Origin of the sequence: Henriciella pelagia, from assembly GCF_002088945.1 — a bacterium.
Lineage (GTDB): Bacteria > Pseudomonadota > Alphaproteobacteria > Caulobacterales > Hyphomonadaceae > Henriciella > Henriciella pelagia.
Window position 1 is genome coordinate 727,559 of the sequence record NZ_NCSU01000011.1, and the last position, 25,897, is coordinate 753,455.

Sequence of the window (25,897 nt, forward strand, 5' to 3'; positions counted from 1 at the left end):
GTCGAACCACAAGGACGCTTCTCCTCATTCACGCCGCCCGTGCGACGTCTCCAACAATTGAAAATCTGGCAGCGGGCTGCATCGGCTCGGCGACGAGTGAGATCTCGACAAGTTCGACATCGCTAAGCTCGCGACCGCCCTCGACGCGCGGCGTCCAGAGCCGGGCCCGAAAGCCGATCGAAAGCCCATCAAGCCCGAGCGAAGCGAGCTTCAGAGAGCCTTTGCTCTCAATCAGCCCACGGACGAACAGCCCACGCCCATCCTCAACAAGCCGTGTCCAACGTCCGGCAATTGCGCCGCTTCTGTGCTGCAGCAGCATTGGAACGCCTCCAGCGCGCAGGCTTCGCGCAAACGCGCCAGCGCGGATCACGTCTCCGGAAAGGTCCGGCACACCGAATAGCGCGGCATAGCCCTCGATCAGTACCGACCTATTCATCGATCCGCTCCAGTCTGCTCTCGATACGATCAAGCTGGGCCCGCACGGCGCCAAGTTGCGCCTCTACGCGAGCGAGGCGTTCGGCAATGGGGTGGGCGAGATCGACGCGATCCTCCAGCGTGGATATCCGCTGCGCCGCCGCACCTGCCCAGACAAGCGCCCCGCCTGTCTGCACAGCGATGGCAAAGACAAGCGCCGCCGTTATCTTGCGCTCAATCATGCCTCGACCCCAGCAAGCCTGCGTTTCTCTTCAGCGGTCAGGAAACTCGCTGCCTCGAGGCGCGACCAGAGCGCTTCGCGTTCGGCGGCAAAGGCCGGAACCTCATCTAGGTCGGGTTTGATCGTGATGTCCTCGAACCGGCCGGAGAGCCACATCTGAAGCGCATCGGCGACCTTGCAGACGAGCGGCAGGACCGTCAGCCGCCAGAAGGCGAGATTGGCTTCCTTGTAGGTCGCGTAAGTATTGTCGCCCGGAATGCCGAGCAGCATCGGCGGGACACCGAAGGCCAGCGCGATCTCACGCGAGGCAGCATGACGGGTCTCCGCAAAATCCATCTCCGCTGGCGACAGTGACATCGGCTTCCAGTCGAGGCCGCCATCCAGCAGGAGCGGACGCCCCGCATTGTGCTTGCCGGCATGCGCTGTCTCGATTTCTTCCTTCAGGCGGTCGAACTGGTCTGGCGTCAGGCTTGAGCCGTTCTTGCCGTAGACCAGAGCGCCGGAGGGACGCGCTGCATTGTCGATCAGCGATTTCGCCCAGGCCGCTGCGCCATTGTGAATGTCCAGCGCCTTGCGGGCTGCGGCGAGTGGCGAGAACCCGTAAATGCCGTCGGAGGGATGATAGAGTTTGAGGTGCAGGACCGGGCTCCAGCCATCGGCTTCCCGGTGAAGGGTCCGCTCACCCCGGCGTTGGCGCACAGCCCAGCCGATCAGCCCGCCCTGCGCGTTCGTTTCGGCTCTCACCGTGTCAGCCCGCAAGGCAAAGATGCCCTTCGGTTCGCTATCGCCTGACAGCGTCACGGCTTCGGCCCAGGCATTTCCTGTGATCTGAAGGTCGCCATAGAGGCGTTCCAGCAGGACGCGTCCGGCCTCGTCCGGGGATGGGTTCGAGAGAAGGTGCGCAGCATCCTCATCATTGCTGACGCTCAGGGGAATGGAAGCTGCTGCCTCGGCAATCATGCGTACGCAGCGGTAGACGACGGCATTGCCGGAATAGCCCTCACGCATCAGCGTGCCAGCATCCAGGCGCCCCCAATGGCTGGCAGGCAGGCTGGCGAGAGCCACGAACGACGAAGCTGCACGCGTTTCCGTTTTCTGCCAGGGCCACCGCATCCATCGCTCCTTCTTGCGTCGATGGGTGAACTCTATGCGGGCACCGTCTGCCGTCTGGTCGAATGTCGGGCTTCAGCGGCCCGGCAACAGCACCGGACGGGAAACTCCGTCAAAAAGCCCGCACAGACGGCTCGGCACCGGCAGGAATGGTGATGGCCGTGATCGCCCAGACGAGTGCGTCGAGCCGATCCGGAGAGCCCCGAAAGCCCCGCGTGCCGAAGCTCAGCATCTCTTCCTCGAGCGCGGCGAACACGCCAACATGCTTCACCAGCCCCTGTTGGTAGAGCGCAGCCACGGGGCCGGCCCGCATCAGTTTCGGCAGATTCGCATGCGTCAGTACGACGGGCACGTCCGCACCTGCTGCAGACAGCACCGCGCGCACCATCTCTCCACCCTGATTGGATTCAGCGACGATACGGCGAGCGCCCACCGACTTTGCGGTCGCGACGCACCGGCTCGCCCAGCCGGATGGCGTGAGGCCCTGCACGCTCGCATCATCGAGCACATAGCATTCCTCCCGCAAACCGGGCGCACGCACGGTACCGACAGCAACAATCCCGCAGGCATCAGCTTCGGCACCGAAACTGGCTGGCGGATCAACCGCCACGATAATGTCGCTGAACCGTTCCGGCGCTGACGACACATGCGCACGATCCAGGTCGCACTGCTGCCACAACGCTTCGTCAGCATTGTCCAGCAACTCTCCATTCAGTTCCTGAAGGCCGATCTGCGTTCCGGCATATCTGGACGTGACATGCTCCAGGAAGACGGGCGACAAGTGCTCGATATTGTCGGCAGTCGGCGACCGCGAGATTGCGACCGAGCTGTCCTTCACCAGGTGCCGGATCAGCGGTATCGGGCGGGGCGTGGTTGTCGCAATCGTGCGCGGATTGGCGCCGATCCGCAGCGTCATCTGCAGCATGTCCCAGACGTCGAGGCCATAGTGCCAGGCGGCCAGCTCATCGCACCAGGCTGCATCGAATTGCGGTCCTCTGAGGCTGTCTGGATCTTCGGCCGAGAACACATGGGCCTCGGCGCCATTCGGCCAGACAAGACGACGGCGCGATACCTCATAGGCTGGGGCCATTTCGCCCTCTCGCGCAATGGCGCGCAGGCCCGATACGCCTTCGATCATCACTTCACGCGCGTCTCCGAGCGTCGGAGCAATCAGCGCGATCCGGCCATAGCCGCCATGGAGGGCCGCAAAGCGAACCCATTCAGCGCCCGTCCGCGTCTTTCCAGCGCCCCGCCCGCCCAGCATCAGCCAGGTGCGCCAGTCTCCCTGCGGCGGCATCTGGACGGGACGCGCCGTCAGAACCCAGGACTTCGCTGTCATCAGCCAGCCCCTGTTGATTGGTCATTTCCCGCCATCGGTCGCTTATAGCCGGTGGCTTTCGCCTGTCGGACCAATTGCGCTGAGCGACGTATCGGGTAGCATCGCTGCAAACGGAGGATGCAAACATGTTCCTTTTCCCGCTCTGGTGGTGCGTCGATGATCATCTGGCCGCGGCGCTGGAAACACCGGGTCTGGGCACGCTGCCAATCTGGGTGCCGCTTATCCTGTCACTGGCCTTCAGCTTCACCTTGCAGGGCGCGGTCAAGCGCAAGGGCTGACGGCAATCTTTTCACCGCCCGGATGAATTGCAGCACTTTTCCCGTCAGGATTGCTAGTGCGGCCGGACGGTTCAGCGCACATTGCGCGCATGGCGGCAGCAAATCCTTTATCCCGGTCGCGGCCGAAGCCGTCGAGCCGGACCGGCGTTTTCGCTTCCCTGATGCGAAACGTGTCAGCGCTCTTCCTCGCGGTCTCAGGATGGAAGGTTGAAGGCGACTGGCCCGGCGATGCCGACAAGGCTGTCCTCGTCGCCGCGCCGCACACCTCGAACTGGGATGGCTGGTGGATGATCCTCGCCGCTGCATTTTACCGCGTGAAACTTCGGTGGATGGGCAAGAAGTCGCTGGTCGACAATCCGTTCGGCTGGCTCATTCGCTGGCTCGGCTGCGTGCCAGTCGACCGGAAGGCTGCGTCGGATATTGTCGAGCAGACAGCTGCCGCCTTCGCCCAGAGCGATCGTCTGACTCTTGCCGTTGCCCCCGAAGGCACGCGTTCTGCTGCCGAGGAATGGAAGAGCGGCTTCTACCGGATTGCGGTCAAGGCCCGCGTCCCACTGATCATCAGCGTGCTCGACTATGGCACGAGGACCATCCGCATTGCCGGCGTGTTTCAGCCGACGGGAGACTATGATGCGGACCTGCCACTCATAAGGGCCTATTACGCCGACGCACGTGGCCGGCATGAAAGCCAGTTCAGCATGGACGCGCCGCCGGACTGATTCCTCAGTCCGGGTCTGACACCTTCACGACCAGCTTTCCAAGATTCTTGCCGCTGAAGAGACGCTCCAGTGACGCTGGCGCGTTCTCGAGCCCATCCACAATGTCCGTCTCGAACTTGATCTTGCCTTCCAGCAACCAGCCTGCCATGGCCTGCATGCCTTCCGCAAAGCGCTCCATATAGTCCGTCACGATAAAGCCCTTCAGCGTCACGTGCCGCATCAGGAGCATCGAGAAATTGTAAGGCCCCGGCACCGGCTCGGTGGCATTGTATGACGAGATGAGACCGCAAAGCGGCATGCGCGCAAAATCGTTGAGCCGCGTCAGGATCGTATCCATGATCTCGCCGCCGACATTCTCAAAATTGATGTCGATGCCATCCGGGCAGTGCCTGTCGAGCGCGGCACCGACGTCTTCCTTCTTGTAATTGATCGCGGCATCGAAACCGGCGGTCTGCGTCAGCCATCTGCATTTGTCGTCCGACCCGGCAATCCCGACAACGCGGCAGCCCTGGATCTTGCCGATCTGCCCGACCATCGACCCGACAGCGCCAGCCGCTGCAGACACGACCAGCGTCTCACCCGGCTTCGGCTTGCCAATATCCATCAGCCCGAAATAAGCCGTCATGCCCGTCATGCCGAGCGGTCCCATGAAGGCCGTAAGGGGCACCCCAGGCAGTGCGGGAAGCTTGGTGACTTCACTGCCCTTCTTCACATGGTAGAGCGACCATGTGCCAAGGCCCGTATTGACGATGTCACCAGGCTGAAGCCCGTCAAACCGGCTTTCCTCGACAATGGAAATGCCGCCGCCGCGCATCGGGTCCCCAACTTCGACCGGTGGCATGTACTGGTCGCGGTCGGACATCCAGATCCGGTTGGTCGGATCAAGCGACAGAAAGAGCGTCCGGATGCGGACTTCGCCCTCGCCAACGGCCGGAACTGGAGCTTCTTCGAGTTCCAGGTCCCCATCGCTGACATCGCCGACCGGTCTCTTGCGCAACGTCCAGACCTTGTTCGTGACCATGTTTTTGCCTCCCATGCATTTTCAGCGAAGTGTAGGAGATGGCTTCCGGCCCGACCAGCCATGACGCAGGGGAGCCGACTCACCATTCGGAACGAGCGCAAAAATACCATGTGCAGTTCATTTGGAACCAACTGGGTGATTGGCGCATAGGTCCTGTGCAAGCCTGAGAACAGGTGACGCCCCACACTGCTGAATAGGTACCGCAGAACGCGGCGCTATTCGCTAGAACTTCAAGTCCCCAGCGGCGCGCTCTCCTGTCCCCGAGAACGCGCCGCTTCTAGTTCAGGGACCCTGTCACTGCATCAATTGGAATGTCGTAGTGGCGGGCGCAGAACTGACAGTCCATCTTCAGCGTACCATCCGGCTCGACAAGTTCGCGCAGCGACTCGTCCGGCATGCTCGCCAGCGTATTGCGCAGCCTTTCCTCATTACAGGTGCAGCTGTCGATGAGGGATTTTGGCGCTTCCATCCTGACACCACCCTCGTGGAACAGGCGGTACAGCAGATCGGAAGCCGACACGTCTTCAGCCATCAATTCATCCAGCGTCAGCGTGGAGAACAAGGCCTTGGCTTCACGCCAGCCCTCTTCGGTCTCACCGCGCGCGAGATCTCCGGCAATACGCTGCATCATGATACCCGAACCATGCCACTCGCCCGCTACATCCTTGCGCGCCGCCATGAGAAGGCAGGTCTCTACCTGTTCCGACTGTCGGAAATAATCCTCGGCGCATTCGGCCAGCGAGCCTTTGGCGAGCGGCACAACGCCCTGATAGGGCTGAACATTCGGCTTGTTCTGCACGATTATGAGCGCGAGGGCTCCCATGGCGCCGAAAAGCTGGGGCATGTGGGGCCTGTCGCCCTTGTTGACCTTTTCGAGATAGGCCCAGCGCTCATGCTCGAACCTGGAATAGGCCCGCACAGCGCCGTCGCTACTGTATTCCCCCACCAGCATGGAAACCGGACCATCGCCTTCCGCCTGCGTCAGCACGCGGCCATCGAGCTTCATGCCCGAGCCGACAAGCGTTGCAAGGATCAGCGCCTCGCCAAGAACCTCGCCCAGCTGGTCGGGATAGGCATGACGATGCAGGATCGGTGAAATCGAAGCCGGTCCCATACGCACGATACGTCCGGCAATCGGAAGGGTCTCCGACGCGAAAGAGGCGACAAAATCCTGCGGTTGGGATGAAATATAACTCAATGGTCTGGTCCAATCGGTTGACTGATCGCCCATTTGGTCGCCTCGTAACCGATCCACAAGAGCGGGTCTGTAACCGGCACAGACGGGGCGCACCCGAGCAGTGTATCAATTCGATAGATAAAATCTCATCTATCTGAAAAAGCTCAGTTTAAACAGGATGTAATATGCCGACTCTCCTTGCAGAAGCAAAAGAGGGCCAGAATTTGCCTCCAAACTTGCGCTCCATATTCGTCGTCAGACGCGATGAACCCGAACTCAACCGCGCACGCTACCGCGCCCTGAGCCGTCAATTGCCGCTCATGTATGGCATCCTCGCCATCAACATGCTGGCCTTGGCCACGACACATCGCGACGTCGCACCAGTCTTCATGACAGTGGTGATACCGGCATTGTTCATTGCCTTCATGCTGGTGCGAACCATCCATTTCGTCATGAGCTGGCACCGCGTCATAGAGGATGCTGCCATCATCAGAAGGCTGAACAATACGGTCTGGGTCACTGGCATGACGGCGACCTGCTTTACAGCGTGGGGACTGACCTTCTTTGAATTCGGCAGCGCCGAACATCATGCCCAGCTGATCTTCTTCATCGGCCTGACCACGGCGACCTGTGCATTCTGTCTTATGCACCTTCCACAGGCCGCTTTGCTGATGTTCGCCGTCGTGACCGGCTCCACCTGCATCTACCTTGTCCAGATGCAGTCGAGCGTCTACCTGGCCATCGCTTTCAACATGGCCCTGGTCGCTTTCGTTTTCGGTACACTGCTGCTCAGTAGTGAGCGCGACTTTACCCGCATGATTCTCCAGAAGCAGGCGCAGCGCCGTCAGCATCTGCGCCTTCAGGCCCTCAACGAGGAGAACAGGAAACTCGCCAATACCGATAGTCTGACCGGACTGTCCAACCGCCGACAATTCCTCCACGAGATTGATGAACTGGTGCAGCGACACGAGCTCTATGCTTCGGAATTCGTTGTCGCCCTTCTGGATCTCGACGGTTTCAAGCCGATCAACGACGTCTTTGGTCACCCAGCTGGCGATCAGGTGCTGGTGCAGACAGCTGAGCGGCTGAAGGTAGCCTTTGAAGATGAGCCCGTCACTGTCGCCCGGCTCGGTGGTGATGAGTTTGGCCTCCTGTTCCGCAAGCCAGGCACCGATGAGCAGGTGCTTGAAACGGTCCGACGCGCCTGTAGGGAACTGAAAAAGCCGTTCAATTTCGACGAAGGCTCAGCCAACCTTACAGCCACAATCGGCATGGCCCGCTTCCCGACAGCTGCAGACACACGCAGCCATCTGTTTGATCGCGCAGAATATGCGCTCTACTATGCCAAGCAGCACTCCAAGGCCGAACCTGTCTTCTTCTCTCATGAGCATGAGCGTCTGATCTTTGCCAACAGCGCCATGGAGCAGGCGCTGCGGCATGCGGATCTTGAAAAGGAAATGACCGTCGAGTTCCAGCCGGTCCTTGACCTCTCTGCCGGTCATTCACGCGGAGTGGAAGCACTGGCGCGCTGGTACTCGCCGCAGCTCGGCCGCGTCCGCCCGGACCTGTTTATCAAGGCCGCCGAGAATATCGGCATGATTGGGCATCTTACCGAAGTCCTGTTTCGCAAGGCCGTCGCCGAAGCCGTCCACTGGCCGGCTGATCTCATCCTCAGCTTCAATCTTTCTGCGATCAGCCTCACTTCAGCTGGCCCAGTCCAGCGTCTGCTCTCCATAGCTGACCGGGCCGGCATGCCATCGCACAGGCTGATGTTCGAAATCACCGAATCAGCCGTGATGAAGGACTTTGATAGCGCCCAGGAAGTGCTGGCGGTCATTCGCAACGCTGGATGCCGCATTGCCATCGACGATTTCGGCACAGGCTTCTCCAGCCTTGCCTATGTCCATCGTCTCCCCATCGACACCCTCAAGGTCGACCGCAGCTTCATTCGTGACCTGACCCGGAATGAGAAGAGCGCGAACGTCCTGCGCTCAATTCTCGGCCTGTGCGAAAATCTGGAAATGGACTGCATCATCGAGGGCGTGGAGACCCAGGAGCAGTTTGACCTCGTGACCGATCTCGGCGGCGTCTACATTCAGGGCTATTATTACAGCAAACCGCTCTCGGCCGGCGACACGCACATGGTGCTGCAGATCGAGTTTGAGAATGATGTTCGGGACGTTCCTCCAGCTCGCCTCGCTGTCGTCTAGCTAGCGCACCCAAGCACCCGGCGCATTGGACGTGTAGCCAAGCGCCCGGTAAGCCGCGTCGATAAGGGACTGGCCGCGCTCATTCATCAGGAGGCTCTTGCCCATCTGGCTCATCGTATAGCTGAAGGCGAGACCGCATTCGGGGTCGGCAAAACCGATATGTCCGCCTGCGCCAACATGGCCGAACGCCTTCTCGCCGATAATGGCGGACTGGTCCTGACCCTCAGGAAGGCCGCGATTATCCATCGATTTCATGAAGCCTGATGCAAAGCGTGTCGGCACCAGCAATGTTGCATCCCGCTGCGTTGCTGTGGACACCATCGTCATGGCGTGTAGGCGCTCATGCGAAACCAGTGAGCCGTCATCGCAGGCGAGCGGTGTGTACATGGCCACCTGGCCGCGCGCATTCGAGATGCCGCCTGCCCCGCCAATCTCGGCCCTGTGGGCGTCCGCGTCATTCGCACCCCAGCCGCCATTATTGATGAAGGACAGGGCCTGGATGGACGCCGGGTCGGAAATCAGTTGCTTGGTGAAATCAGACAGCGTGTCGGTTGGTTGCGGCACATAAGGCAGGATGTCGGCTATATGCAGGTCGAGCCCATCCGGCAGTCCGATCCAGAATGTTGCACCGGTCGGCCCTGCCACTTCATCGGCAAAGAACTGGCCAAGCGACTTGCCGGATACGCGGCGAACGAGTTCTCCAACCGTCCAGCCGAAATTGACCATGTGATAGCCATTCCGGGTGCCAGGCTCCCACCAGGCTTCCTCATCTTCCATCCGCCTGATCATATAGTCCCAGTCGAGAAAGCCCTTCTCCTTCACTGGCTCACGAAGCGCCGGAATCGCGCTCTCATGGTTCAGCATCATCTGGACCGTCGTGTTTTCCTTCCCGTTCTTGGCGAACTCAGGCCAGTATTTCGATACGGGCGCCTTCAGCTCCAGCTGGCCCCGGTCAATGAGGATATGCGCGCAGAGCGCGGTGGCCGCCTTGGTGCAGGAAAAGACAACCGACACTGTATCCTCGCGCCAGCGCTCGCCGCTGTCGACATCAGCAACACCGCCCCACAGATCGACAAGGGTCTCCCCATTCACGCTCAGGCAGACCGAAGCCCCCTTTTCCCCACGCTCGGCAAAGTTGCGTTCGAATTCGTCCTTTAACTCACTGAACTTTGGGTCGCAGCTTCCCTGAACGGTACTCGCCATAGCCTTCCTCCTGTCCTTTTCCGCGACTGTTTTGGAAGTGACCAGCACTTTCAAGAGCGCCCTTGCGGCAACTGATCAGAAAAAGAAGAAATAGCCGACAAAGAAGGCAAACAGGATGATGCCGACAATGGTGAGTTCCAGTTCATGCTGTTCGAGCACTTCCTCCGCACGCTGCCCAACCAGAACAACCAGCCCGGCCAGGGCGAAATAGCGAATGGAGCGCGAGATCGTCACCGCCACAATGAACATGATGATAGAGTAGCCAGCGGCCCCCGCCGCCGCCGTACCGACCTGGAATGGAAACGGCGTCACGCCGATCATGAAGAGCGTCATGAAGCCATCTGACTCCAGTTTTGACATCACCTCATGATACGAACGCTCCGCATCCAGCATGGAGACGATGGGGCGTATGGCCTCTTCTGCGAACACTGCACCCAGCCAGTACATCACAAGCCCCCCGAGTACATTGCCGAGTAGAAGGGCAGCCGCGACCAGAAAGGCCTTTTTGCGTTTCAATGCCATCAACGGCACGAAGATCGGCTCCATCGGCACAACAATTATCGTGTTTTCGATAAAACCGATCAGCGTTGCGAGCGGCAGCGACCATGGGCCTTCCCCCCAGTCTGATACGACGCGTCGCAATGAGCGCTTGTTCGCTTGGCCTGTTTCGGACATGTGAACTCAACGACGCGGGCGCGTCTGCGTTCCGACCGAATTACCAGTTCCTAGAAGGCGCGCGAGATCCAGAAACGGACATCATTGTCAGGTGTCGCTTCGTTCAGGCCGAACAGGTTTCCGGCCGTCCAGCTCCAGCCGCCATCCAGCTTTCCTGAGACCGTGGCACCGAGCTGCTGGCTACGACCTTCAAGCCCGAAATCCTCTGAAGAGCCGAGGGAGTTGAAGCTCATCAGCGCAACACTCATGCCCTCGCCAAGGTCATAGGCCAGCTGTGCGCGCGCCGCGAATTTTACACCGTCGTCTGCCCTGTCGCCGAACTCCACTGCGCTGAGCCCCATCAGACGCGCACTCAAACGGTCAGACAGTTTGAACTCATTCGTCCAGTTCACCCCGATCTGCTCAGGGCCGTCACCATTCCCAAGCCGCGCATCAACACGGATGCCGGTAGACCAGAATGCCGCATCTTCCTCGCTGAGCTGCAGGGCCAGCTCCGCTTGCACGTATTCATATTCAAGTCCATCCGGTCCACCGCGATCCCTTCCCAGCACAAAAACCGTTAGGCGTTTTCGGCCATCAATCGCATGGTTATAGCCAAGGCGGTGGCCAAAGCGGTCATCTGCCCCATCTTCTGCCGGCACCCATGCCGACCGGTATTCCAGGCTCCGTTCGCCCTCCTTCACGTTGGGGCCGGAAACGCTACTGGTATTCTGCGCTTCTGCCGGCTGGATGAACACGCCGCCTGCCGCGAGGGTTCCCATGGCGCACGAAGCAAGAGTGGAGACCTTGAACATGAACTGTACATCCTTCATCCGCATACGCCCGATAACACGACTCGCGCCCAATTGTCACAAAAATGACATGCGACGGATACGGCGATTTGTCGCCGCGCTCAGCCGCACTAAGTGCATCACGGATTAACGACATTTGCGCGGATACAGACCTTGAGCAATTCCACTCTCGATACGGTGTACCGGATGTTGACTTCGGAGGACGAAGGTCGCGTATGCCTCGACATTCCGGAAAGCGCCTGCAATCACCAGCCCCGCAACTTCTTCACCCACATCGTCTCTCTCGGCGCGACGAAGACGGCCGATGGCCTGATTGACCCGAAGCTCGTCCTGTCGTGGTTACTGACACAACTGGGCGCGCCAGCAGTCTTCATTGGCCTGCTCGTTCCGGTTCGGGAGTCCGGTGCCCTGCTGCCACAGCTGTTCACCGCAGCGAGCCTTCGCCGATTGCCGCTCCGCAAATATGCCTGGACCGCCGGCAGCATCGTGCAGGGTCTGTGCGCCATTGCAATCGGTATTTCCGCATTGATGCTGGAAGGGGTGGCCGCCGGCATCGCCATCATTTCGGCACTGGCGGTTCTCGCGCTTGCGCGCAGCGTATGCTCCGTCACCTACAAGGATGTACTCGGAAAAACCGTATCCAAGTCGAGACGTGGTACAGCCACTGGAACCGCCACTTCGGCGTCGGCTTTTTTCGTGATCATCTTTGGCGCCGTCCTGGCGAGCGGGTTTCTTGAGCGAATGGATGTGGTGGTTGCAGCCCTGTTTCTGGCAGGTGCACTCTGGGCCTTTGCCGCCATCCTGTTTTCCACGCTGCAGGAAGAAAGCGGTGCGACGGAAGGCGGACGCAATCCACTCAAGGCCGCCCTGCAGAACTTCACACTGCTGCGTGACGACGTCCAGCTCAGACGCTTTATCGCAACCCGCGGCCTGCTTATCTCGACGGCGCTCGCGCCGCCCTTCATGGTTGCACTTGGCTCGAAGCAGGCCGCTGATGACATGTTCGGCGGCCTCGGCCTGCTCGTCCTTGCCTCCTCGGGTGCTGCCCTTCTGAGCTCATATGTGTGGGGACGCCTGGCTGACCGATCCAGCCGCAAGGTCCTGATCCTCTCGGCCGCTGCCGCTTCGATCGCGCTCATCGGAACGCTCATCCTGAATGCTCTGGGCTGGCTGACACAAGTCTGGGCGTTGCCGCTCACAATCTTTGCCCTGATGATCGCCTATCAGGGCGTTCGCCTCGGCCGTTCCACCCATCTCGTCGACATGGCAAATGCAGACACACGTGCTGCTTACACGGCGCTTTCCAATACGATCATCGGCCTGCTCCTGCTCCTCGGCAGCGCATTCAGCCTTCTTGCTCAGCTCGCTGGCCTCGAGACGGTGCTGATGGTGCTGGCGGCGATGAGTGCACTGGCTGTACTGGCGGCGCTGGGGCTTGAAGAGGTTCAGGAGAACGAGCCCACATCTGCCGGATGATCAGGTCAGCGCTGGCGCGGGCCTGTCGCCTTCAAGGACCATTTCATCAGGCGCGCCGTCTTTCGATTCGGCCGCCCCGGTCTCGTCATTCTGTGAACATGCATCGCTTTGCGGGTCCATGACGCTACTCATGACAGACAGGTCATCGGTTTCGCAGGGCTTACGGCCTTCGAGGAACGTGTTCAGCCAGGCAAGCTGCGGCGTGCGCTCGGAAAACGCCTTGAGCGCGATCAGCATGGGCGTCGACAGGAACATGCCGACAAACGACCAGAGCCAGGCCCAGAACGCGAGCGAGATGAAGACTGCAACCGCATTCAGCCGCAGGCGGCGTCCTACCGCAACGGGTGTGACGAACTGGCCTTCAATCGTATTGATCAGCCAATAGGCAAATGGCGGGGCAAGCGACATCCAGATATTCTCATAGGTCACGATACCCATCACGAATGCGAGGATGATCCCGAAGATCGAGCCGATATAGGGGATGAAATTCAGGGCGAAAGCGGCCACCCCGAAGAAGACCGGGTCCGGCATGCCCAGCAGCCACATGGCGAGGCCAATCAGCACTCCCAGCACCATATTGATTGCGGTGATCGTCAGGAAATAGGTCGACAGCTGGTTTTCCATCTCCCGCGCGATTTTCAGGGATTTCTCCTTGGCAGAGGTCGTCGGCATGACCTGAACGAGCTTTTCGTAGAACATGTCGCCCGAGGCGATGAGAAAGGTTGCGAGCACAATGGCCAGCATGATCTGGCCAAGGACATAGGGCGTCGTTTCCGCCCAGAGACTGAACACCCCCTCTTCGCGAACAACGACACGCTCAGGTGCATTGGCAGCACCATTCTGCTGCATCGCTTCCAGCTGTTCGCCGGCCTGGCGCACCGGTTCAAGCACGCCCGTCAGATGGTCTATCCGCTCCCTCACCTTGTTCATCAGCTGCGGTTCATCGCTGAGCAGGGTCGCAAGGGAGTTCGAGATAAGGAAAAGCGTCACCACCCCTGCTGTGCACAGCAGCGTCATGATCAGCGCCGCGGCAAATGGCGGAGAAATACCGACACCGCCAAGTGCCCTGCGGATCGGACTGAGGATAAGAGCAATCAGAATCGCGAACACGACGGGAATGAAGAAGGCCTGCGCATAGGCGAGCGCAACAATCGCCGCGAGGACAAAGAGCCCGATAATCGACCAGTGTGTGTAAGCGGTGCCCGGTTGGGCTGATAGAAATCCCCGTTTCAAATCTGTTGTGTCCCGACTTTCAATGATGCCCCGCCGGATCGCAAGCATGACGGACTAACGACGAGATCGCACGATCAGTTCCGCTTACATGTCCGGGCTTTCTCTTGAGGATATCGTCGCCTGGCGGAATACTGCTCCCCTCGGGATCGGGACGGGGCGCATGGCCAAACCTTTTCGCTGGAACTTTGCAAAGCGCGAACAGCTTGGCACCTGGCTGGACCGAGCTGACCGCTTCCACCCGCCGCACCGCGATGACCTGTCAGCCCTGCGCAACGCCGCAGCCCGAATTCTCGCTTTCAGCAATGGGGCAGACCTCGCCTTTGTCGGTCGCTCGCCAGAGAACTTCTACGATTACCTGTCTGGCTGTTTTGAAGGCATATCAGATACGCCCGACCTGTCTCTCATCCCATTCTCGATGCGCTGGGTCGGCGAAGGGGGTGTCGACGCGATAGCCGCGCACAAATTCTCCGGTCTTGCCGAAGCCCTCGCAGCGAACGGGTTGTCCCCACAGGCGCTGGCCGCATCTCAGAGACCCGTCGCGCTTGTCGATTTCATCGCCTATGGCGGGACGATGGAGGCTCTGGTGAGCGTGCTTAACCGCATGGCGCGCGAGACTGCAACCGACTGGAATGCGGTGCAGCGGCGTTTGCGGATTATTGGACTCACGCATCGCACCAAGAACAGCCCGAACACCTGGCGGTGGCAGCAGAACCAGGACTGGCTGGGCCTTATCCCCGACGCTCGGATCAAGAATGTATCGGCCCCGTCCGGCTTTCTGTTCCTGATCGCGAATGCCGACGACAAGGTCACATATTCCTTCCATGCCGGCCGATGGGACAGCGACGTAACCGGCGCACCGGAGCCGTCAGCGGATCAGCTTCGCGGCATGGCAAAAGCCGCCTGGCTCTACGATCTCGGAAACACGCGCGAGGAGCGTGAAACGCTCGCGCGTCTGATCGCGGCCCATCCGGAAATGAGACAGCCCGCAACGCGCGCCCTCGTGTCAGCGCTGAAACGCGGCTAGTCGAACAGAACGACTTGCCGGGCAACAGTGCCCTTATTGTCCTTGAGGTTCTGAAGCGCACCGGTCAGGCCGTCGAGACCGATCCGGTCGGACACCAGATCATCGAGATGCAGCCGCCCCTGCTTGTAGAGGTCGATAAGGCGCGGGAAGTCGATCCGGAACCGGTTCGAGCCCATCACCGCGCCCTGCAGGCGTTTTTCGGTCACCAGCAGTTCGATGCCCGGCACCTCAATGTTCACGCCGGGCGGGATCATGCCAATGATGGTAGACACACCGCGCGGTCGAAGCATCAGATAGGACTGCTCAGCCGTCAGCTTGAGGCCAATGCATTCGAACGAGTAATGGACACCACCGCCCGTCAGCTCCTTGACCTGCTCGACCGGGTTTCCATTCTTTGGATTGACGAAATCGGTCGCGCCAAACGTCCTGGCCATCTTCAGCTTGTCATCCGACAGGTCGACCGCGATGATCCGGGACGCTCCTGCAATCGCGGCACCATTGATGGTCGACAGGCCGACACCGCCACAGCCAATTACGGCCACTGTCGAACCTGGCTCCACCTTGGCAGCATGGAAAACCGACCCCACACCTGTGATGACGCCGCACCCAATCAGAGCGGCCCGGTCCATCGGCATTTCCGGATCAATCGCGCAAAGCGTGTTCTCATGCACCAGGATCTGCTCGGCGAAGGAAGAGAGGTTCAAAAACTGGTTCACTTTCTCCTTGCCGATAGAGAGACGCGGCGCCTCGGTCGGCTCGCGATTGAAAAGCGGTCGGTTCACGGTGTGGCAGACGGACATGTGGCCCGACAGGCAGAACTCGCAGTTCCCGCAGAATGGCGAAAGGATGGAGACGACATGGTCGCCGGGCTTCACGGCCGAAACCATGGAGCCTACCTCTTCCACGATTCCGGCGCTTTCGTGCCCGAGGATGACCGGCATCTCGGTCGGAAACGCACCATCCCAGAAGTGCACATCGGAGTGGCACACACCTACAGCCTTGAGCCGTACAAGCACCTCGCGCGGGCCGGGCTTTGAAATCGTGACATCCTCGATGGAAAGAGGCTTGTTCGCCTCCCGCATGACGGCAGCTTTCATTTAGTCTTCCTCCTGTTATCCGCTCTGTCGGCGTTCTGGAGGACTGTGGATCAAGGCCTTGCCACTGACCAGTGGGGCCGCAGGGGAAACCAGGCCAAACCCGAGGCCCTCCCCTAAAGCCGTGACAGTCTCAACCAGTGAGACGCGCCATGCCAGGTCGCCGCCGACATCAGCAGCCCCCAGCTAAAGCTCATGAAGGTGCCGATAATGATATACTCGCTCATCTTGCGCTCATTCTTCTGGATTTCGCCAAAGCGCAGGATCGATTTGGCGGCGATCAGGAAGCCGACTCCCGCCGGCTGTCCGATGAAGAAGAGGATCATGATCAGACCGCGCTCAAGGCAACCGATCAGGAAGCCGCCGTTTGGTAGGCCCGCATCGCTCACTCCGGCATCGATATCGCGCACGGCGAGCCGGATGACGATCGCACCGACTTGTACGGTCAGGATGATGCCGCTCACTACAATCAGGCTCGCGATGTAAAAGGCATACCCATCGGCAGGCAGTGTCGACCAGCTGCCGGTCGGCACCATGTCCGGCCAGGCAATGGCGAGCCCCAGGATGACTGCGATATGCACCAGCTGGTCGAGACCGAACGCCCACAGCCTGTCCGGCAGGAGCCAGGTCTTCACCGCATCCATGGCGATATGTGTCGCCAGCAGGATGAACAGTAGCAAGGTCGGTGCGGCGCCAAGCAGCAGGACGGTGACCGCCAGGACGATGAGTGCGTGCCCGGCCAGAACCAGCGGGTTGCGCTTGTTGCGAATGACGAGGCCCGGCTGCAGCGGAAAATCAGCGACGAGATGCGCGCACAGGAGAGCGATGAGTGTCTCTGTCATTCGGCCCTCCCGCCTCCGCTCCTGACAAGTCTATCGGTTTGTCTGCGCGCTGACAGCCCTTTTTCTGGTTCGAAAAATCTCTGCCTGGGAAAACCTATGCGGCCAGCTCGACCTGCCAGTCAGTCTCCTCAAACGCCGCCAGTGCCTCCAGCAGTGCGCGCCAGCCAGCCCCGCCCAGCGATGCCGTCACCGTCTGCTTGGCGACCGGCGGGTCCAGCATTCGCGACAGGTCTTCATGTGTGGCATTCGGGTGCAGCAGAGCAAGCGCGGCAACTTCCGACTGGCGACGCGTCCAGCCGCGCACGATCTCGCTGGCAAGGTGCAGACTGGCCGCGACCCATCGCGTCATGGCGCCGGCGCGCTCAGGCAGCACCGCTGTCATGTCGAAATAGCCCGTCATTCCTTCCAGGGCACGACCAGACAGCGTGAATGCCTCACCGACGGACAGGGAAAGCTTTTCGCCATTGATCTCGTCACATCCACCCACTGCGATCGCGATGCGCGTGTCGGCTCCATGTTTCGCCCGCAAGGTGGCCCGCAGGAAGAGCGCCAGCCTGAGGGCGAGCGCCTGCTCGGTTAAAAGCAGCTGCCAGCCATCACCGCGATACATGTCGATATCCGCGGCCCGGTCCATCCGGGCTTCGACCGAGCTCTTGTATCCATTGCAAAAGACTTCAGCCGCTTCTTGCAGCCCCGCTCGAACCCCGGACAGGGTCTCGGCCGACATGCCGCTGGATGCGATGATGTCTCCGGTCAGGACGGCATAAACTGCAGGAGCAGATTGCGGAGTGGACACGACCCAACCCTTTGACAGCAAAAATACACTGTCTTGTATATGACAGTCTTTTTAATATGTCAAGATCGGTCAGTTACTTGCCCGCGCACCAGCGCATGATTGCCTTCTGCGCGTGAAGGCGGTTTTCCGCCTCATCGAACACCAGCGAATTCGGCCCGTCGATCACCTCACTGTCGACCTCTTCGCCGCGGTGGGCTGGCAGACAGTGCAGGAACTTCGCGCCTGTCTGAGCAAGGTCCATCAGTTCTTCGGTGACGGCATAGGCTTCAAGCTCTTCAAGCCGCTCCTCAGCATCCACATCGCCCATCGAGACGAATGTATCGGCGATCACGACGTCTGCGCCTTCGACCGCGTCTTCGGCGGTGTCGAACAGTTCGATCCGGCCCTGCATCTCTCGTGCAAGCTCGACATCATCCTCGTCCGGGGCATAGCGGTCCGGCGTACCGATCGCGAGCGTGAAGCCGAATTTTGGCGCAGCGTGAATGAAGCTGGAGCAGACATTATTACCGTCACCGACCCATGCCAGCCGCGCCCCCTTCAGCTCCAGGCCATGTTCCTCCAGCGTCATCAAGTCCGCCATGATCTGGCACGGATGTGAGCGGTCTGTCAGGCCATTGATCACTGGCACCGTTGCCGCATCGGCGAAATCCTCGACATCGGTATGATCGTTTGCGCGGATCATGATCATGTCGACATAGCGTGACAGGACGCGGGCCGTATCACCGATGCTCTCGCCGCGCCCAAGTTGCATGTCGCCAGCATTAAGGACAATGCTCGAGCCACCGAGCTGACGGATCCCGACGTCAAAGCTGGTGCGTGTCCGCGTCGAGGACTTCTCGAAGATCATTGCGAGGATATGCCCGTCAAGCGGTGCACCCTCGTCCACCAGCCCCTTCGGCCAGCCGTCACGCGCCCGTTTCGCTGCATGCGCCTCGTCCAGAATTGCCCGAAGCTCGCTTGCTTCGAGTTGCCAGAGATCGAGAAAATGTCGTATCGCCACCGCCGAAACCTCCTGCCGTCTCAGGAAAACCAAAGGCCGCGCCTTAATGTAAAATCCGGTCGCTGCATAGGTCAGCGCATAAATTCGCCTGTGCGGGAACCAGACACACAACCGCGAATTTCCTATCAGTCGAGCAACACAGGCATGTGTGGCTTCACCCATGGATTGAGTGCTACAGGCTATGGTCTGTTTCCGACAGGCTGAGGAAGCCAGGGACGGACCAATGACCGGCCTCCGAGCTCGCCTGCGCACCGCCCTCATGAGCGAGGTCGGCTTCTGCTTGTCTCGCAGCGGTTCTAGCCTAAACTCCTGACGATGAAGGACGCCACGCCAGAGACGCCGAGTTCCCCGGATGATCCGCCCGCCGACGGCCCGCTTCTGTTTGGCTGCATCCTTGACGGTCAGGGCGGCTGCTCCACGGTCGACTGGGCGACGGCAATGGACTGGCAACCCTCAGGCGACGCACAGACGCTCTGGCTGCACCTTGATCGCGTCCATGACGGGCTCGACACCTGGCTGGAAAACAAGCTCAACCTGAACGAGGCCACGGCAGAGCTTCTATTGTCCAATGAGACCCGCCCTCGAGCCTTCAAGGAAGGCGAAGCGCTCATCACCGTCCTGCGCGGCATCAACTTCAATCCAGGTGCCGAGCCGGAAGACATGATTGCCATGCAGATCTGGTGTGATGGCAACCGCCTGATCACGCTCAGGCGTCGCAGGCTCCAGACCCCTCGGGATATCTTCGCACGGCTGACCGACGACGCAGGTCCGCACACCGCGGGCGACCTCTTCACGGATCTTGTCGAGCAGATGGTGGTGAAGATGAACCGCGCCATTGTCGAGATGAATGAGCGCATCGACGAGATGGAAGACGACGCCGACAGCGACATCGATGACCTGCTGACCGAAATCGCCGACATCCGCCGCAACTGCCTCGCCCTGAAGCGGTACATGTCCCCTCAGCGAGATGCGTTTTTGGTCATCCAGCGCGATCCGCCGGCATGGCTGTCGGAGAAAAACCTGACAGGTATCCGCGAGACCGGCGAACGCCTGCAACGCTATCTGGACGATCTCGACGTCTCCAAGGAGAGCGCGCTCGTCCTGCAGGATGACCTTAACAATCGGGCCGCCGCGAAGATGAACCAGACCATGTACATGCTGTCGATCGTAGCGGCGATCTTCTTGCCACTCGGCTTCATAACCGGCCTGCTCGGCATCAATGTCGGCGGCATGCCTGGCGTTGATTCCGGCTATGCCTTCTGGATCACCGTCGGCATGCTGGCCCTTATGATAGGCCTTCAATTCTGGATATTCAGGAAACTCAAATGGCTGTGACCGGATCGCTTATTCAATTCGCCCAGCAGTCTGTCGACCCGGAGGCCCCGGCAACCGGCTCCACCCCCGCAGACGAGGACGACCTGGTCGAGTCCCACCTTGACTGGGCGAGTCTCAAGCAGCAGGCCATCGACGGCTTCGAAAGCTTCCAGCAAAACTTCATATCGTGGGGCTCGCTCTGGCAGGCTTGTGCTGTTGTCGGTGCAATATTGCTCGCTTACGTGCTGTCGCGCTATCCGGCAGGCCGGCTGCGCAAGACGGCTGAAGCGCGCGAGCACAAGGACATCATCCAGCGCCTGACGCATTCGCTCTCCAGCATCGTCTGGCCGGCCTTCACCGTCGTCTTCCTCTGGATCGCTACAGCGGTTTTCGATGCAATCGGCCTGCCCAATGCCGGGCTGCGCGTGGCGGCCAGCCTGCTCAATGCCTGGATCGTGGTGAGGTTCGTGACTTCGAACATGAAGCCCGGCTTCTGGCAGACCTTTATTGCCGTGCTCGCCTGGACGATCGCTGCGCTCTATATCCTGCGCCTGCTTGATCCGGTCACTGGCGCGCTCAATGCGGCGGCCTTTTCGGTTGGCGGCGTGAAAGTCACGGCGCTACGGGTGATCACCTCGATCTTCATTGCCATCGTGGCGCTGTGGATCGGGCGGCTGGCTGGTGATGCGGCGCAGTCGCAGCTCGCCTCGACCAAGCAGCTGAACCCTTCCATGGCGGGCCTGCTCGGCCAGGTGCTGAAGATCGGCTTCATGGCCGCGGCCATCCTGATCGCGCTGTCGACCCTCGGCGTCAATCTGACAGCGCTGACCGTCTTTGGCGGCGCCCTCGGTGTTGGTATCGGTTTCGGCCTTCAGGCAATCTTCTCGAATTTCATTTCAGGCATCATCATCCTGTTCGAGCGGTCAATAAAGGTCGGCGATTTCATCGAGCTACAATCCGGCGTGACTGGCCTTGTAAAGGAGATCAATGTCCGCTCCACGCTGGTCACCACCAACGACAATGTCGACATCCTCGTCCCCAATGAAGAGTTCATCAAGGCGCAGGTCATCAACTGGACGCTGCGCGATGCCCGCCGCCGTATGCGCATCGAATTCGGTGTCGCCTATGGCACCGACAAGGACCTTGTGAAGAAGGCCGCCCTCGAAGCCGCAGACGCTGTGCCGTGGACCTTCAGCGGCATCCCGGGCCGTGAACCGCAGGTCTGGCTAACCGGTTTTGGCGACTCGGCCCTCGACTTCGAACTGGTCGTCTGGCTCACCGAAGAAGCGGTGAAAAAGCCGTCCCGTGTGAAGGCCGATTACTATTGGGAGCTACACACCGCGCTCTACAAGTATGAGATCGAGATCCCCTTCCCGCAGCGCGACATCAACTTCCGCAATGTCGGCGAGTTCACCATGCTCAAGGACGGCGCAAAGGTCAGTGACACCAAGCCGACACCGGCGCCGCCCGAGCACGACACAAAGCCCTCAGGGAACGCCGAACCATCCGGCGGTTCGAGCGCGCTGAATGATGGCGATGACGGGGATGCAGGCGACTAAATGGCGGAGGGTTCGTCACACGGCAGGGGCGTTTTCCGGCTCGAATGGCGAACGCTTTTCTGGGTCGCCGGAATAAATATTCTGCCGACACTAATTTCCTATCCATTCTTTGGTCCCAGTTTCACGTTCGGCCTGTGGATGATCGCGCTTCTGCCTGCGTCGATAGCGAGTTCCCTAAGTCCGCTCTTGAGGATACCATTCAAATACAAACTCATGCTTTTGGCAGGTCTGGCGTGCGTCTCCAGCTTCATCGTCTTTTTCGTACTAACGACGCTTGCTGCCGACTATCCACTGCGGGCATCCGGGCTTGTGGCTGCGTCGACGATCATTCTACCGTTCATTGATGCCTGCAATGCGGTCCAATATCAGTACCAGATGGCAAAGCGGAAGGGCGTCAATTCCCTTTCCGAATTCTTCGATAGAGATCCTGCTACGCTTTAGCTGCTCACTGTTTCAGCCAGTCCAGCGCTGCCCTCAATGCCAGATCTTCGCCGTCTCCATTATCCGCAATGACCGGATAAGGCGGGCGCCACTCATGTCGGCTTTCACCGCGAATGTGCATGAGGTCATAGGTAGGGAACCGGATACTCCAGCCACTGCCGGGCAGTTCGAAACTCTCGATTCCGCCCGCCAGGCCGGCCATCTCGCTGCCGAAGACGCGCGCACGCCGCATCCCGTCAAAGCCGATGGCCATGCCCTCCCCCATGCTGCCCGTCCAGCGTCCGGCGAGGACAGCGACACGCCCTCGCACGCGCCATGGGCCTCTGGAGGCGACGTATCTCGTATGATCGCCGCGCCAGCGAGGCCCTGATTTCTGATAGGGTTTCACTCCGCCGACAAACCGCGCGAGTATGGGTTCAGCGGTCGACGTGCTGCCGCCGCTGGGTGTGTTCCGAAGATCGACAATCCAGCGCCTCGCCCCTTTCAGTTTTTCCAGTGCTGCGTCGAAAGCAGCGACTGTTTCGCTGCTTCCAAGCCCGTCCTCGATCCGCAGATAGCCGATCTCACCCGGCAACATTTCCGCAGTGACGAATTCGTCTGCGGCTGGCGGCTCCGGGTTGCCGAGATCAAGGTCCAGCAGGTCCTGCCCGCGCTGGACGCGAACCGTCCGCTCCATCCCGCGATACCCAGCTGCCTGCGCATTCAGCGCCCAGTCGAGACGGGCTGACGAGACACTCTCGCCCGCCGCCCGAATACGCTCTGCCGCTTTGGCAAGCGGCGGCTCGCCATTCATCGTCTGAATGACATCGCCAACCTTCAGGCCTGCAGCGGCGGCACCAGACCCTGGCCGAACGGCAAGCACCACCGGCACACCCGTTTCCATGCTCAGCCAATAGTCGCTGCCCGACGGCACCAGACGCGGTGATGCCGCCGAATTGGTGTCCAGCGAGATATGATTGTCGTGCAGCTGATCGACCATGCGCTCCAGCAGGGCAAGGTGCCCCGATGTGGTCTGCGACAGGGGCGAGCGGGCCTCCTGCATGGCAAGCTCGCAGGTCTGCGACCAGACCGCTTCGCGGCTTTCGAAATAGGCATAGCGCGACCGCACGAGTTCACAGAAGGTAAGGATATCGGTTTCGACTGCGGTCGGAGAGACCGCCTTCGCAGGCGCTTCCAGTGGCTCTGAATGTGCGACGGAAACTTGCGCAAACAACGCGGCCAGGAACAGTCCGAAAACCGTCCAGATCCCGTCCAGAAACGGTCTGAAAACAGGACAATTCACGGCCAGCCGCGCTCCCTCGCCTAACGGGCTAGTGGCGAAACCTGACGGTCTTGCCGAGCGCGAAGCCGACAAGGACCGCAATCAGGATCAGGAAAATGCGCCGGGTCTCGAAGCCCATGCCCAGGAAGTTGACCTGGATCACGGCCATGTTCTGGAGGGCGAAAACCGCCAGCAGGGCAAGCAGGATCAGGGCGAGCCAGGTTTTCGCGGATTTCATGTCGGCCTCTTCCATTCAGTCTCTTGTCCCGGCCAGTAGGGGATGGCGCAGCCGCAGCGTCAAGTCCGAGCACCGGAACAGCTGCATGCACACGGCGTTGTTCTGACAATGAACGCGTTGAAACTCCTCAGGAAAATAAAGGCAGCGCCCGTCTATCGGCGCCGCTTTCGTCCGGTCACAAGCCTGATCGCGCGCACAGCCGGACGGCTTGGACGCGATGATGTTGCGCTGGTGTCCGGCGGCGTCGCCTTTTACGCCTTCCTGTCCATATTTCCGGCTGTCGCTGCGGCGCTAATGGTCTGGGGCATTTTCACGACGTCGGCAGACCTGCGCGAATATTTCGAGGTGTTGCAGCCCCTCCTGCCCGATGAAGCCTATACACTGATCACCGACCAGATGATCCGCATCGCCGAGTCGCAATCGGCTGGCCTGTCATGGGGCGCCCTGATCTCGCTCATCATTGCGCTCTGGTCTGCCTCGCGCGGTGCCAATGCCCTGCTTCAGGCTGTGGAAGTTACCTATGACCGGCCGGCAAAGCGTGGCTTCATCGAACAGAACCTGCTTGCGATTGGCTTCACCGCCGGAGCAATCGTATTTGCTATCGTATCGCTCGCGGCTATTGGGGCCGTGCCTCCCATTATAGAAGCCCTCCAGCTTGGTGCCATTCTCGACGCACTGCTGCGTATCGCGAGATGGCTCGGAATGATCGCGCTCTTCCTGCTGGGCATCTATGCCTTCCTGCGAACGGCACGCCCGCACCGGACACGAGCGCAGGAACGGACCGCCAGGCCTATCCTGCCCGGCGCTCTTGTGGCCGCGGGCATCTGGCTCGTCGCTTCGGTTGGGTTCTCATTCTACCTGTCAGCCTTTGCCAACTACAATGAGACGTTCGGATCGCTCGGCGCGGTTGCAGCGCTGCTGATGTGGCTCTGGCTTTCTGCGTTCGCTATCTGCACGGGCGCCGAAACAAATGGCGTCCTCAGCCGCAAGGATCGCGGCCTTGATACCGAAACAGCCTTCGAGCAAGCTCCGGAGCCCGAAGAAGAGCATCCGAAAAAGCACAATTGACGATTGGCGCGCCCCAACGTCACCTCTTGCCGAATGGTGGGCGACCGATACGCTCGCGCCAGAGAAACGAACGAGGACGCGTCATGAAGCTCTACAGTTCCGTAGGCCCGAACCCCCAGGTTGTTCGCACCTTCATGGCCGAGCGCGGCGTAACCGTGGACCTGGTTGATATTGACCTGATGGGCGGGGAGAACCGGAAGGACGACTATCTCAAGATCAATCCGGCCGGCCAGCTGCCCGCGCTTGTGCTGGCGGATGGAACGCTGATCACAGAGATCACCGCAATCTGCGAATATCTTGATGAGATCAGCCCGGGCGACAGCCTGATCGGCAATACGCCCGAAGAGCGCGCGGTCACGCGCCGCTGGATGCGCTGGACGGACTTCGAAGTAATTGATCCGATGACGCGCGCCTTTCGCTATTCCGAAGGCATTCAGCTTTTCCAGAGCCGCATGCCCTGCTTCCCGGATGCCGCTCCCGGCCTGAAGGAGTGCGTCAAGGAAGCGCTGCGCTGGCTCAACGGCCAGATGGATGGCAAGACCTGGCTCGCCGGTGACCGCTTCACCCTTGCCGACATCCTGTTGTTTTCCTTCGTCGCCTTTGGCGGACAGGTCGGCCAGCCACTTGACCGGGACCTGACCAACCTCGCCGCCTGGTATGACCGCATGGCGGAGCGGGAAAGTGTGAAGGCATGATTTTTCTTTCCTTCCAGCCGTCGTCACGCCCAATGGCGCTGCCATCAGGGCGCCCATCTCCCGCCATTTCCTGAGCACCCGACCATGAGTTCGGAAGATGGCCCCTCAGACCGCTTCACGGTCGAGGGTGACGCTATTCTTCAACCTGACGGCTTTAACCCTCACCCTCACCTGCCTGTTCGGCGTCGCAGATGGCGATCAGGCGATTGAGTTCGTCGACGAAATTGTCGAGGCCGCCGGGGCCGAACTCGGCGTCGATCTTCTGGTTGATCGAGAGCATCTGTTCGCCGGCGCGGTCGATGGCGGACTGTCCGTCTGCCGTGAGTTTCAGCACCCAGGCGCGGCTGTCGGTTTCACTCCGCCTCTTTTCCAGCATGCCGAGGCCGATGAGACGTTTCACCATGGCCGTGATGGCAGAATCGTTGAGACGAAGGTCGCGCGCGAGACTGGTCTGGTTCAATTCCTTGGCGGCAGCAACACGGGTGAGCACGCCAAGCTGCGGCGCAGTAATACCCGCCGCCTCTACCAGTTGCCTGTCCGTCACCTTGCGCAACTGCTGCGCGGCGATCTGCAAGCGGGAGTAGAGCCGCGGATTTTTCGTCTTTGTAACCATGTCCTGCCCTTGCATGCCCCGTCGCCGAGGGATATACTTCACTAGTGAAACAATACGGAATGATC

27 protein-coding genes are annotated in these 25,897 nt (G+C 60.3%); 10 read left to right on the plus strand and 17 right to left on the minus strand.

From position 1 onward, the window contains the following. Nucleotides 1–28: 28 nt before the first annotated feature. The 4 genes from B8746_RS12965 to B8746_RS12980 form a co-directional block, all read right to left on the minus strand. Nucleotides 29–436, minus strand: a complete 408-nt coding sequence (locus B8746_RS12965; RefSeq protein WP_084394071.1) for an HK97 family phage prohead protease — start codon at nucleotides 434–436, stop codon at nucleotides 29–31. Beyond that, entirely contained in the window at nucleotides 429–656 is a 228-nt protein-coding gene (locus B8746_RS12970) for a hypothetical protein (protein ID WP_084394072.1), read from the minus strand. Before B8746_RS12970 ends, B8746_RS12965 begins: the two co-directional genes overlap by 8 nt. Further along, nucleotides 653–1,768 (minus strand): phage portal protein, encoded by a 1,116-nt coding sequence (locus tag B8746_RS12975; RefSeq protein ID WP_084394073.1) that lies wholly within the window; start codon nucleotides 1,766–1,768, stop codon nucleotides 653–655. The genes B8746_RS12970 and B8746_RS12975 overlap by 4 nt, the downstream gene beginning before the upstream one ends. A 109-nt stretch (nucleotides 1,769–1,877) precedes the next feature. Then, the gene (locus B8746_RS12980) at nucleotides 1,878–3,104 is read right to left on the minus strand and encodes a DNA-packaging protein (protein ID WP_084394074.1); all 1,227 of its coding nucleotides are present in this window, start codon (nucleotides 3,102–3,104) and stop codon (nucleotides 1,878–1,880) included. Nucleotides 3,105–3,229: 125 nt separating this feature from the next. Between B8746_RS12980 and B8746_RS17265 the strand changes: the two genes are divergently transcribed. Continuing rightward, complete coding sequence (locus B8746_RS17265) at nucleotides 3,230–3,382, plus strand: hypothetical protein (protein WP_188657359.1); 153 nt, start codon at nucleotides 3,230–3,232, stop codon at nucleotides 3,380–3,382. Nucleotides 3,383–3,552: 170 nt separating this feature from the next. Continuing rightward, the gene (locus B8746_RS12985) at nucleotides 3,553–4,101 is read left to right on the plus strand and encodes a 1-acyl-sn-glycerol-3-phosphate acyltransferase (RefSeq protein WP_158084633.1); all 549 of its coding nucleotides are present in this window, start codon (nucleotides 3,553–3,555) and stop codon (nucleotides 4,099–4,101) included. Between the two features lie 4 nt (nucleotides 4,102–4,105). On the opposite strand, the gene B8746_RS12990 is transcribed toward B8746_RS12985, so the two are convergent. Together B8746_RS12990 and B8746_RS12995 are read right to left on the minus strand one after the other, a co-directional pair. Then, nucleotides 4,106–5,122, minus strand: a complete 1,017-nt coding sequence (locus tag B8746_RS12990) for an NADP-dependent oxidoreductase (RefSeq protein ID WP_084394249.1) — start codon at nucleotides 5,120–5,122, stop codon at nucleotides 4,106–4,108. Nucleotides 5,123–5,399: 277 nt separating this feature from the next. Continuing rightward, nucleotides 5,400–6,320 carry an Hsp33 family molecular chaperone HslO gene (locus tag B8746_RS12995; protein ID WP_233124259.1) on the minus strand — a complete coding sequence of 307 codons (921 nt, stop codon included), beginning with the start codon at nucleotides 6,318–6,320 and terminating at the stop codon, nucleotides 5,400–5,402. A 164-nt stretch (nucleotides 6,321–6,484) separates the two neighbouring features. On the opposite strand from B8746_RS12995, the gene B8746_RS13000 reads away from it, so the two are divergent. Further along, nucleotides 6,485–8,509 (plus strand): putative bifunctional diguanylate cyclase/phosphodiesterase, encoded by a 2,025-nt coding sequence (locus B8746_RS13000; RefSeq protein ID WP_084394077.1) that lies wholly within the window; start codon nucleotides 6,485–6,487, stop codon nucleotides 8,507–8,509. On the opposite strand, the gene B8746_RS13005 is transcribed toward B8746_RS13000, so the two are convergent. The 3 genes from B8746_RS13005 to B8746_RS13015 all read right to left on the minus strand — a co-directional run bounded on the left by B8746_RS13005 (nucleotide 8,510) and on the right by B8746_RS13015 (nucleotide 11,199). Then, entirely contained in the window at nucleotides 8,510–9,712 is a 1,203-nt protein-coding gene (locus tag B8746_RS13005) for a serine hydrolase domain-containing protein (RefSeq protein WP_084394078.1), read from the minus strand. It lies immediately after the preceding gene. Nucleotides 9,713–9,787: 75 nt separating this feature from the next. Further along, nucleotides 9,788–10,387 (minus strand): YqaA family protein, encoded by a 600-nt coding sequence (locus B8746_RS13010; protein WP_084394079.1) that lies wholly within the window; start codon nucleotides 10,385–10,387, stop codon nucleotides 9,788–9,790. Between the two features lie 50 nt (nucleotides 10,388–10,437). Beyond that, nucleotides 10,438–11,199 (minus strand): hypothetical protein, encoded by a 762-nt coding sequence (locus B8746_RS13015; protein ID WP_143434596.1) that lies wholly within the window; start codon nucleotides 11,197–11,199, stop codon nucleotides 10,438–10,440. Nucleotides 11,200–11,331: 132 nt separating this feature from the next. Between B8746_RS13015 and B8746_RS13020 the strand changes: the two genes are divergently transcribed. After that, nucleotides 11,332–12,654, plus strand: a complete 1,323-nt coding sequence (locus B8746_RS13020) for an MFS transporter (RefSeq protein WP_084394081.1) — start codon at nucleotides 11,332–11,334, stop codon at nucleotides 12,652–12,654. Here B8746_RS13020 and B8746_RS13025 read toward each other — a convergent pair whose 3' ends face one another. Continuing rightward, nucleotides 12,655–13,887: an AI-2E family transporter gene (locus tag B8746_RS13025; protein WP_158084634.1), complete on the minus strand. Its 1,233-nt coding sequence runs from the start codon at nucleotides 13,885–13,887 to the stop codon at nucleotides 12,655–12,657. 160 nt (nucleotides 13,888–14,047) lie between these two features. Here B8746_RS13025 and B8746_RS13030 point away from each other — a divergent pair, with 160 nt between their 5' ends. After that, nucleotides 14,048–14,911 carry a hypothetical protein gene (locus tag B8746_RS13030; protein ID WP_084394083.1) on the plus strand — a complete coding sequence of 288 codons (864 nt, stop codon included), beginning with the start codon at nucleotides 14,048–14,050 and terminating at the stop codon, nucleotides 14,909–14,911. Here B8746_RS13030 and B8746_RS13035 read toward each other — a convergent pair. The 4 genes from B8746_RS13035 to argF all read right to left on the minus strand — a co-directional run bounded on the left by B8746_RS13035 (nucleotide 14,908) and on the right by argF (nucleotide 18,643). Next, nucleotides 14,908–16,008 (minus strand): Zn-dependent alcohol dehydrogenase, encoded by a 1,101-nt coding sequence (locus B8746_RS13035; protein WP_084394084.1) that lies wholly within the window; start codon nucleotides 16,006–16,008, stop codon nucleotides 14,908–14,910. The two genes, B8746_RS13030 and B8746_RS13035, sit on opposite strands and share 4 nt — an antisense overlap. Before the next feature lie 113 nt (nucleotides 16,009–16,121). After that, nucleotides 16,122–16,847 carry a DUF3307 domain-containing protein gene (locus B8746_RS13040; protein ID WP_084394085.1) on the minus strand — a complete coding sequence of 242 codons (726 nt, stop codon included), beginning with the start codon at nucleotides 16,845–16,847 and terminating at the stop codon, nucleotides 16,122–16,124. Between the two features lie 94 nt (nucleotides 16,848–16,941). Continuing rightward, a complete protein-coding gene (locus B8746_RS13045) occupies nucleotides 16,942–17,643 on the minus strand; it encodes a hypothetical protein (RefSeq protein WP_084394086.1) in 702 nt (233 codons plus the stop codon). 73 nt (nucleotides 17,644–17,716) lie between these two features. Next, entirely contained in the window at nucleotides 17,717–18,643 is a 927-nt protein-coding gene (gene argF / locus B8746_RS13050) for an ornithine carbamoyltransferase (RefSeq protein ID WP_084394250.1), read from the minus strand. Nucleotides 18,644–18,958: 315 nt separating this feature from the next. On the opposite strand from argF, the gene B8746_RS13055 reads away from it, so the two are divergent. From B8746_RS13055 to B8746_RS13065, 3 genes are read left to right on the plus strand one after another with little or no spacing between them, the layout of a single operon-like run. After that, nucleotides 18,959–19,978, plus strand: a complete 1,020-nt coding sequence (locus tag B8746_RS13055; RefSeq protein WP_084394087.1) for a zinc transporter ZntB — start codon at nucleotides 18,959–18,961, stop codon at nucleotides 19,976–19,978. Then, nucleotides 19,969–21,516 (plus strand): mechanosensitive ion channel family protein, encoded by a 1,548-nt coding sequence (locus B8746_RS13060; protein ID WP_084394088.1) that lies wholly within the window; start codon nucleotides 19,969–19,971, stop codon nucleotides 21,514–21,516. Before B8746_RS13055 ends, B8746_RS13060 begins: the two co-directional genes overlap by 10 nt. Then, the gene (locus B8746_RS13065; protein ID WP_084394089.1) at nucleotides 21,517–21,957 is read left to right on the plus strand and encodes a hypothetical protein; all 441 of its coding nucleotides are present in this window, start codon (nucleotides 21,517–21,519) and stop codon (nucleotides 21,955–21,957) included. A 4-nt stretch (nucleotides 21,958–21,961) separates the two neighbouring features. On the opposite strand, the gene B8746_RS13070 is transcribed toward B8746_RS13065, so the two are convergent. Together B8746_RS13070 and B8746_RS13075 are read right to left on the minus strand one after the other, a co-directional pair. Next, on the minus strand, nucleotides 21,962–23,239 hold the full coding sequence (locus B8746_RS13070) for a S41 family peptidase (RefSeq protein ID WP_084394090.1): 1,278 nt from the start codon (nucleotides 23,237–23,239) through the stop codon (nucleotides 21,962–21,964). Between the two features lie 28 nt (nucleotides 23,240–23,267). Then, nucleotides 23,268–23,456 (minus strand): LapA family protein, encoded by a 189-nt coding sequence (locus B8746_RS13075; protein WP_143434597.1) that lies wholly within the window; start codon nucleotides 23,454–23,456, stop codon nucleotides 23,268–23,270. 108 nt (nucleotides 23,457–23,564) lie between these two features. Between B8746_RS13075 and B8746_RS13080 the strand changes: the two genes are divergently transcribed. After that, entirely contained in the window at nucleotides 23,565–24,524 is a 960-nt protein-coding gene (locus B8746_RS13080) for a YihY/virulence factor BrkB family protein (RefSeq protein ID WP_158084635.1), read from the plus strand. An 83-nt stretch (nucleotides 24,525–24,607) separates the two neighbouring features. Continuing rightward, complete coding sequence (locus tag B8746_RS13085; protein ID WP_084394093.1) at nucleotides 24,608–25,219, plus strand: glutathione S-transferase family protein; 612 nt, start codon at nucleotides 24,608–24,610, stop codon at nucleotides 25,217–25,219. Between the two features lie 154 nt (nucleotides 25,220–25,373). Here B8746_RS13085 and B8746_RS13090 read toward each other — a convergent pair whose 3' ends face one another. After that, the gene (locus B8746_RS13090; RefSeq protein ID WP_158084636.1) at nucleotides 25,374–25,832 is read right to left on the minus strand and encodes a MarR family winged helix-turn-helix transcriptional regulator; all 459 of its coding nucleotides are present in this window, start codon (nucleotides 25,830–25,832) and stop codon (nucleotides 25,374–25,376) included. Nucleotides 25,833–25,897: the final 65 nt, after the last annotated feature.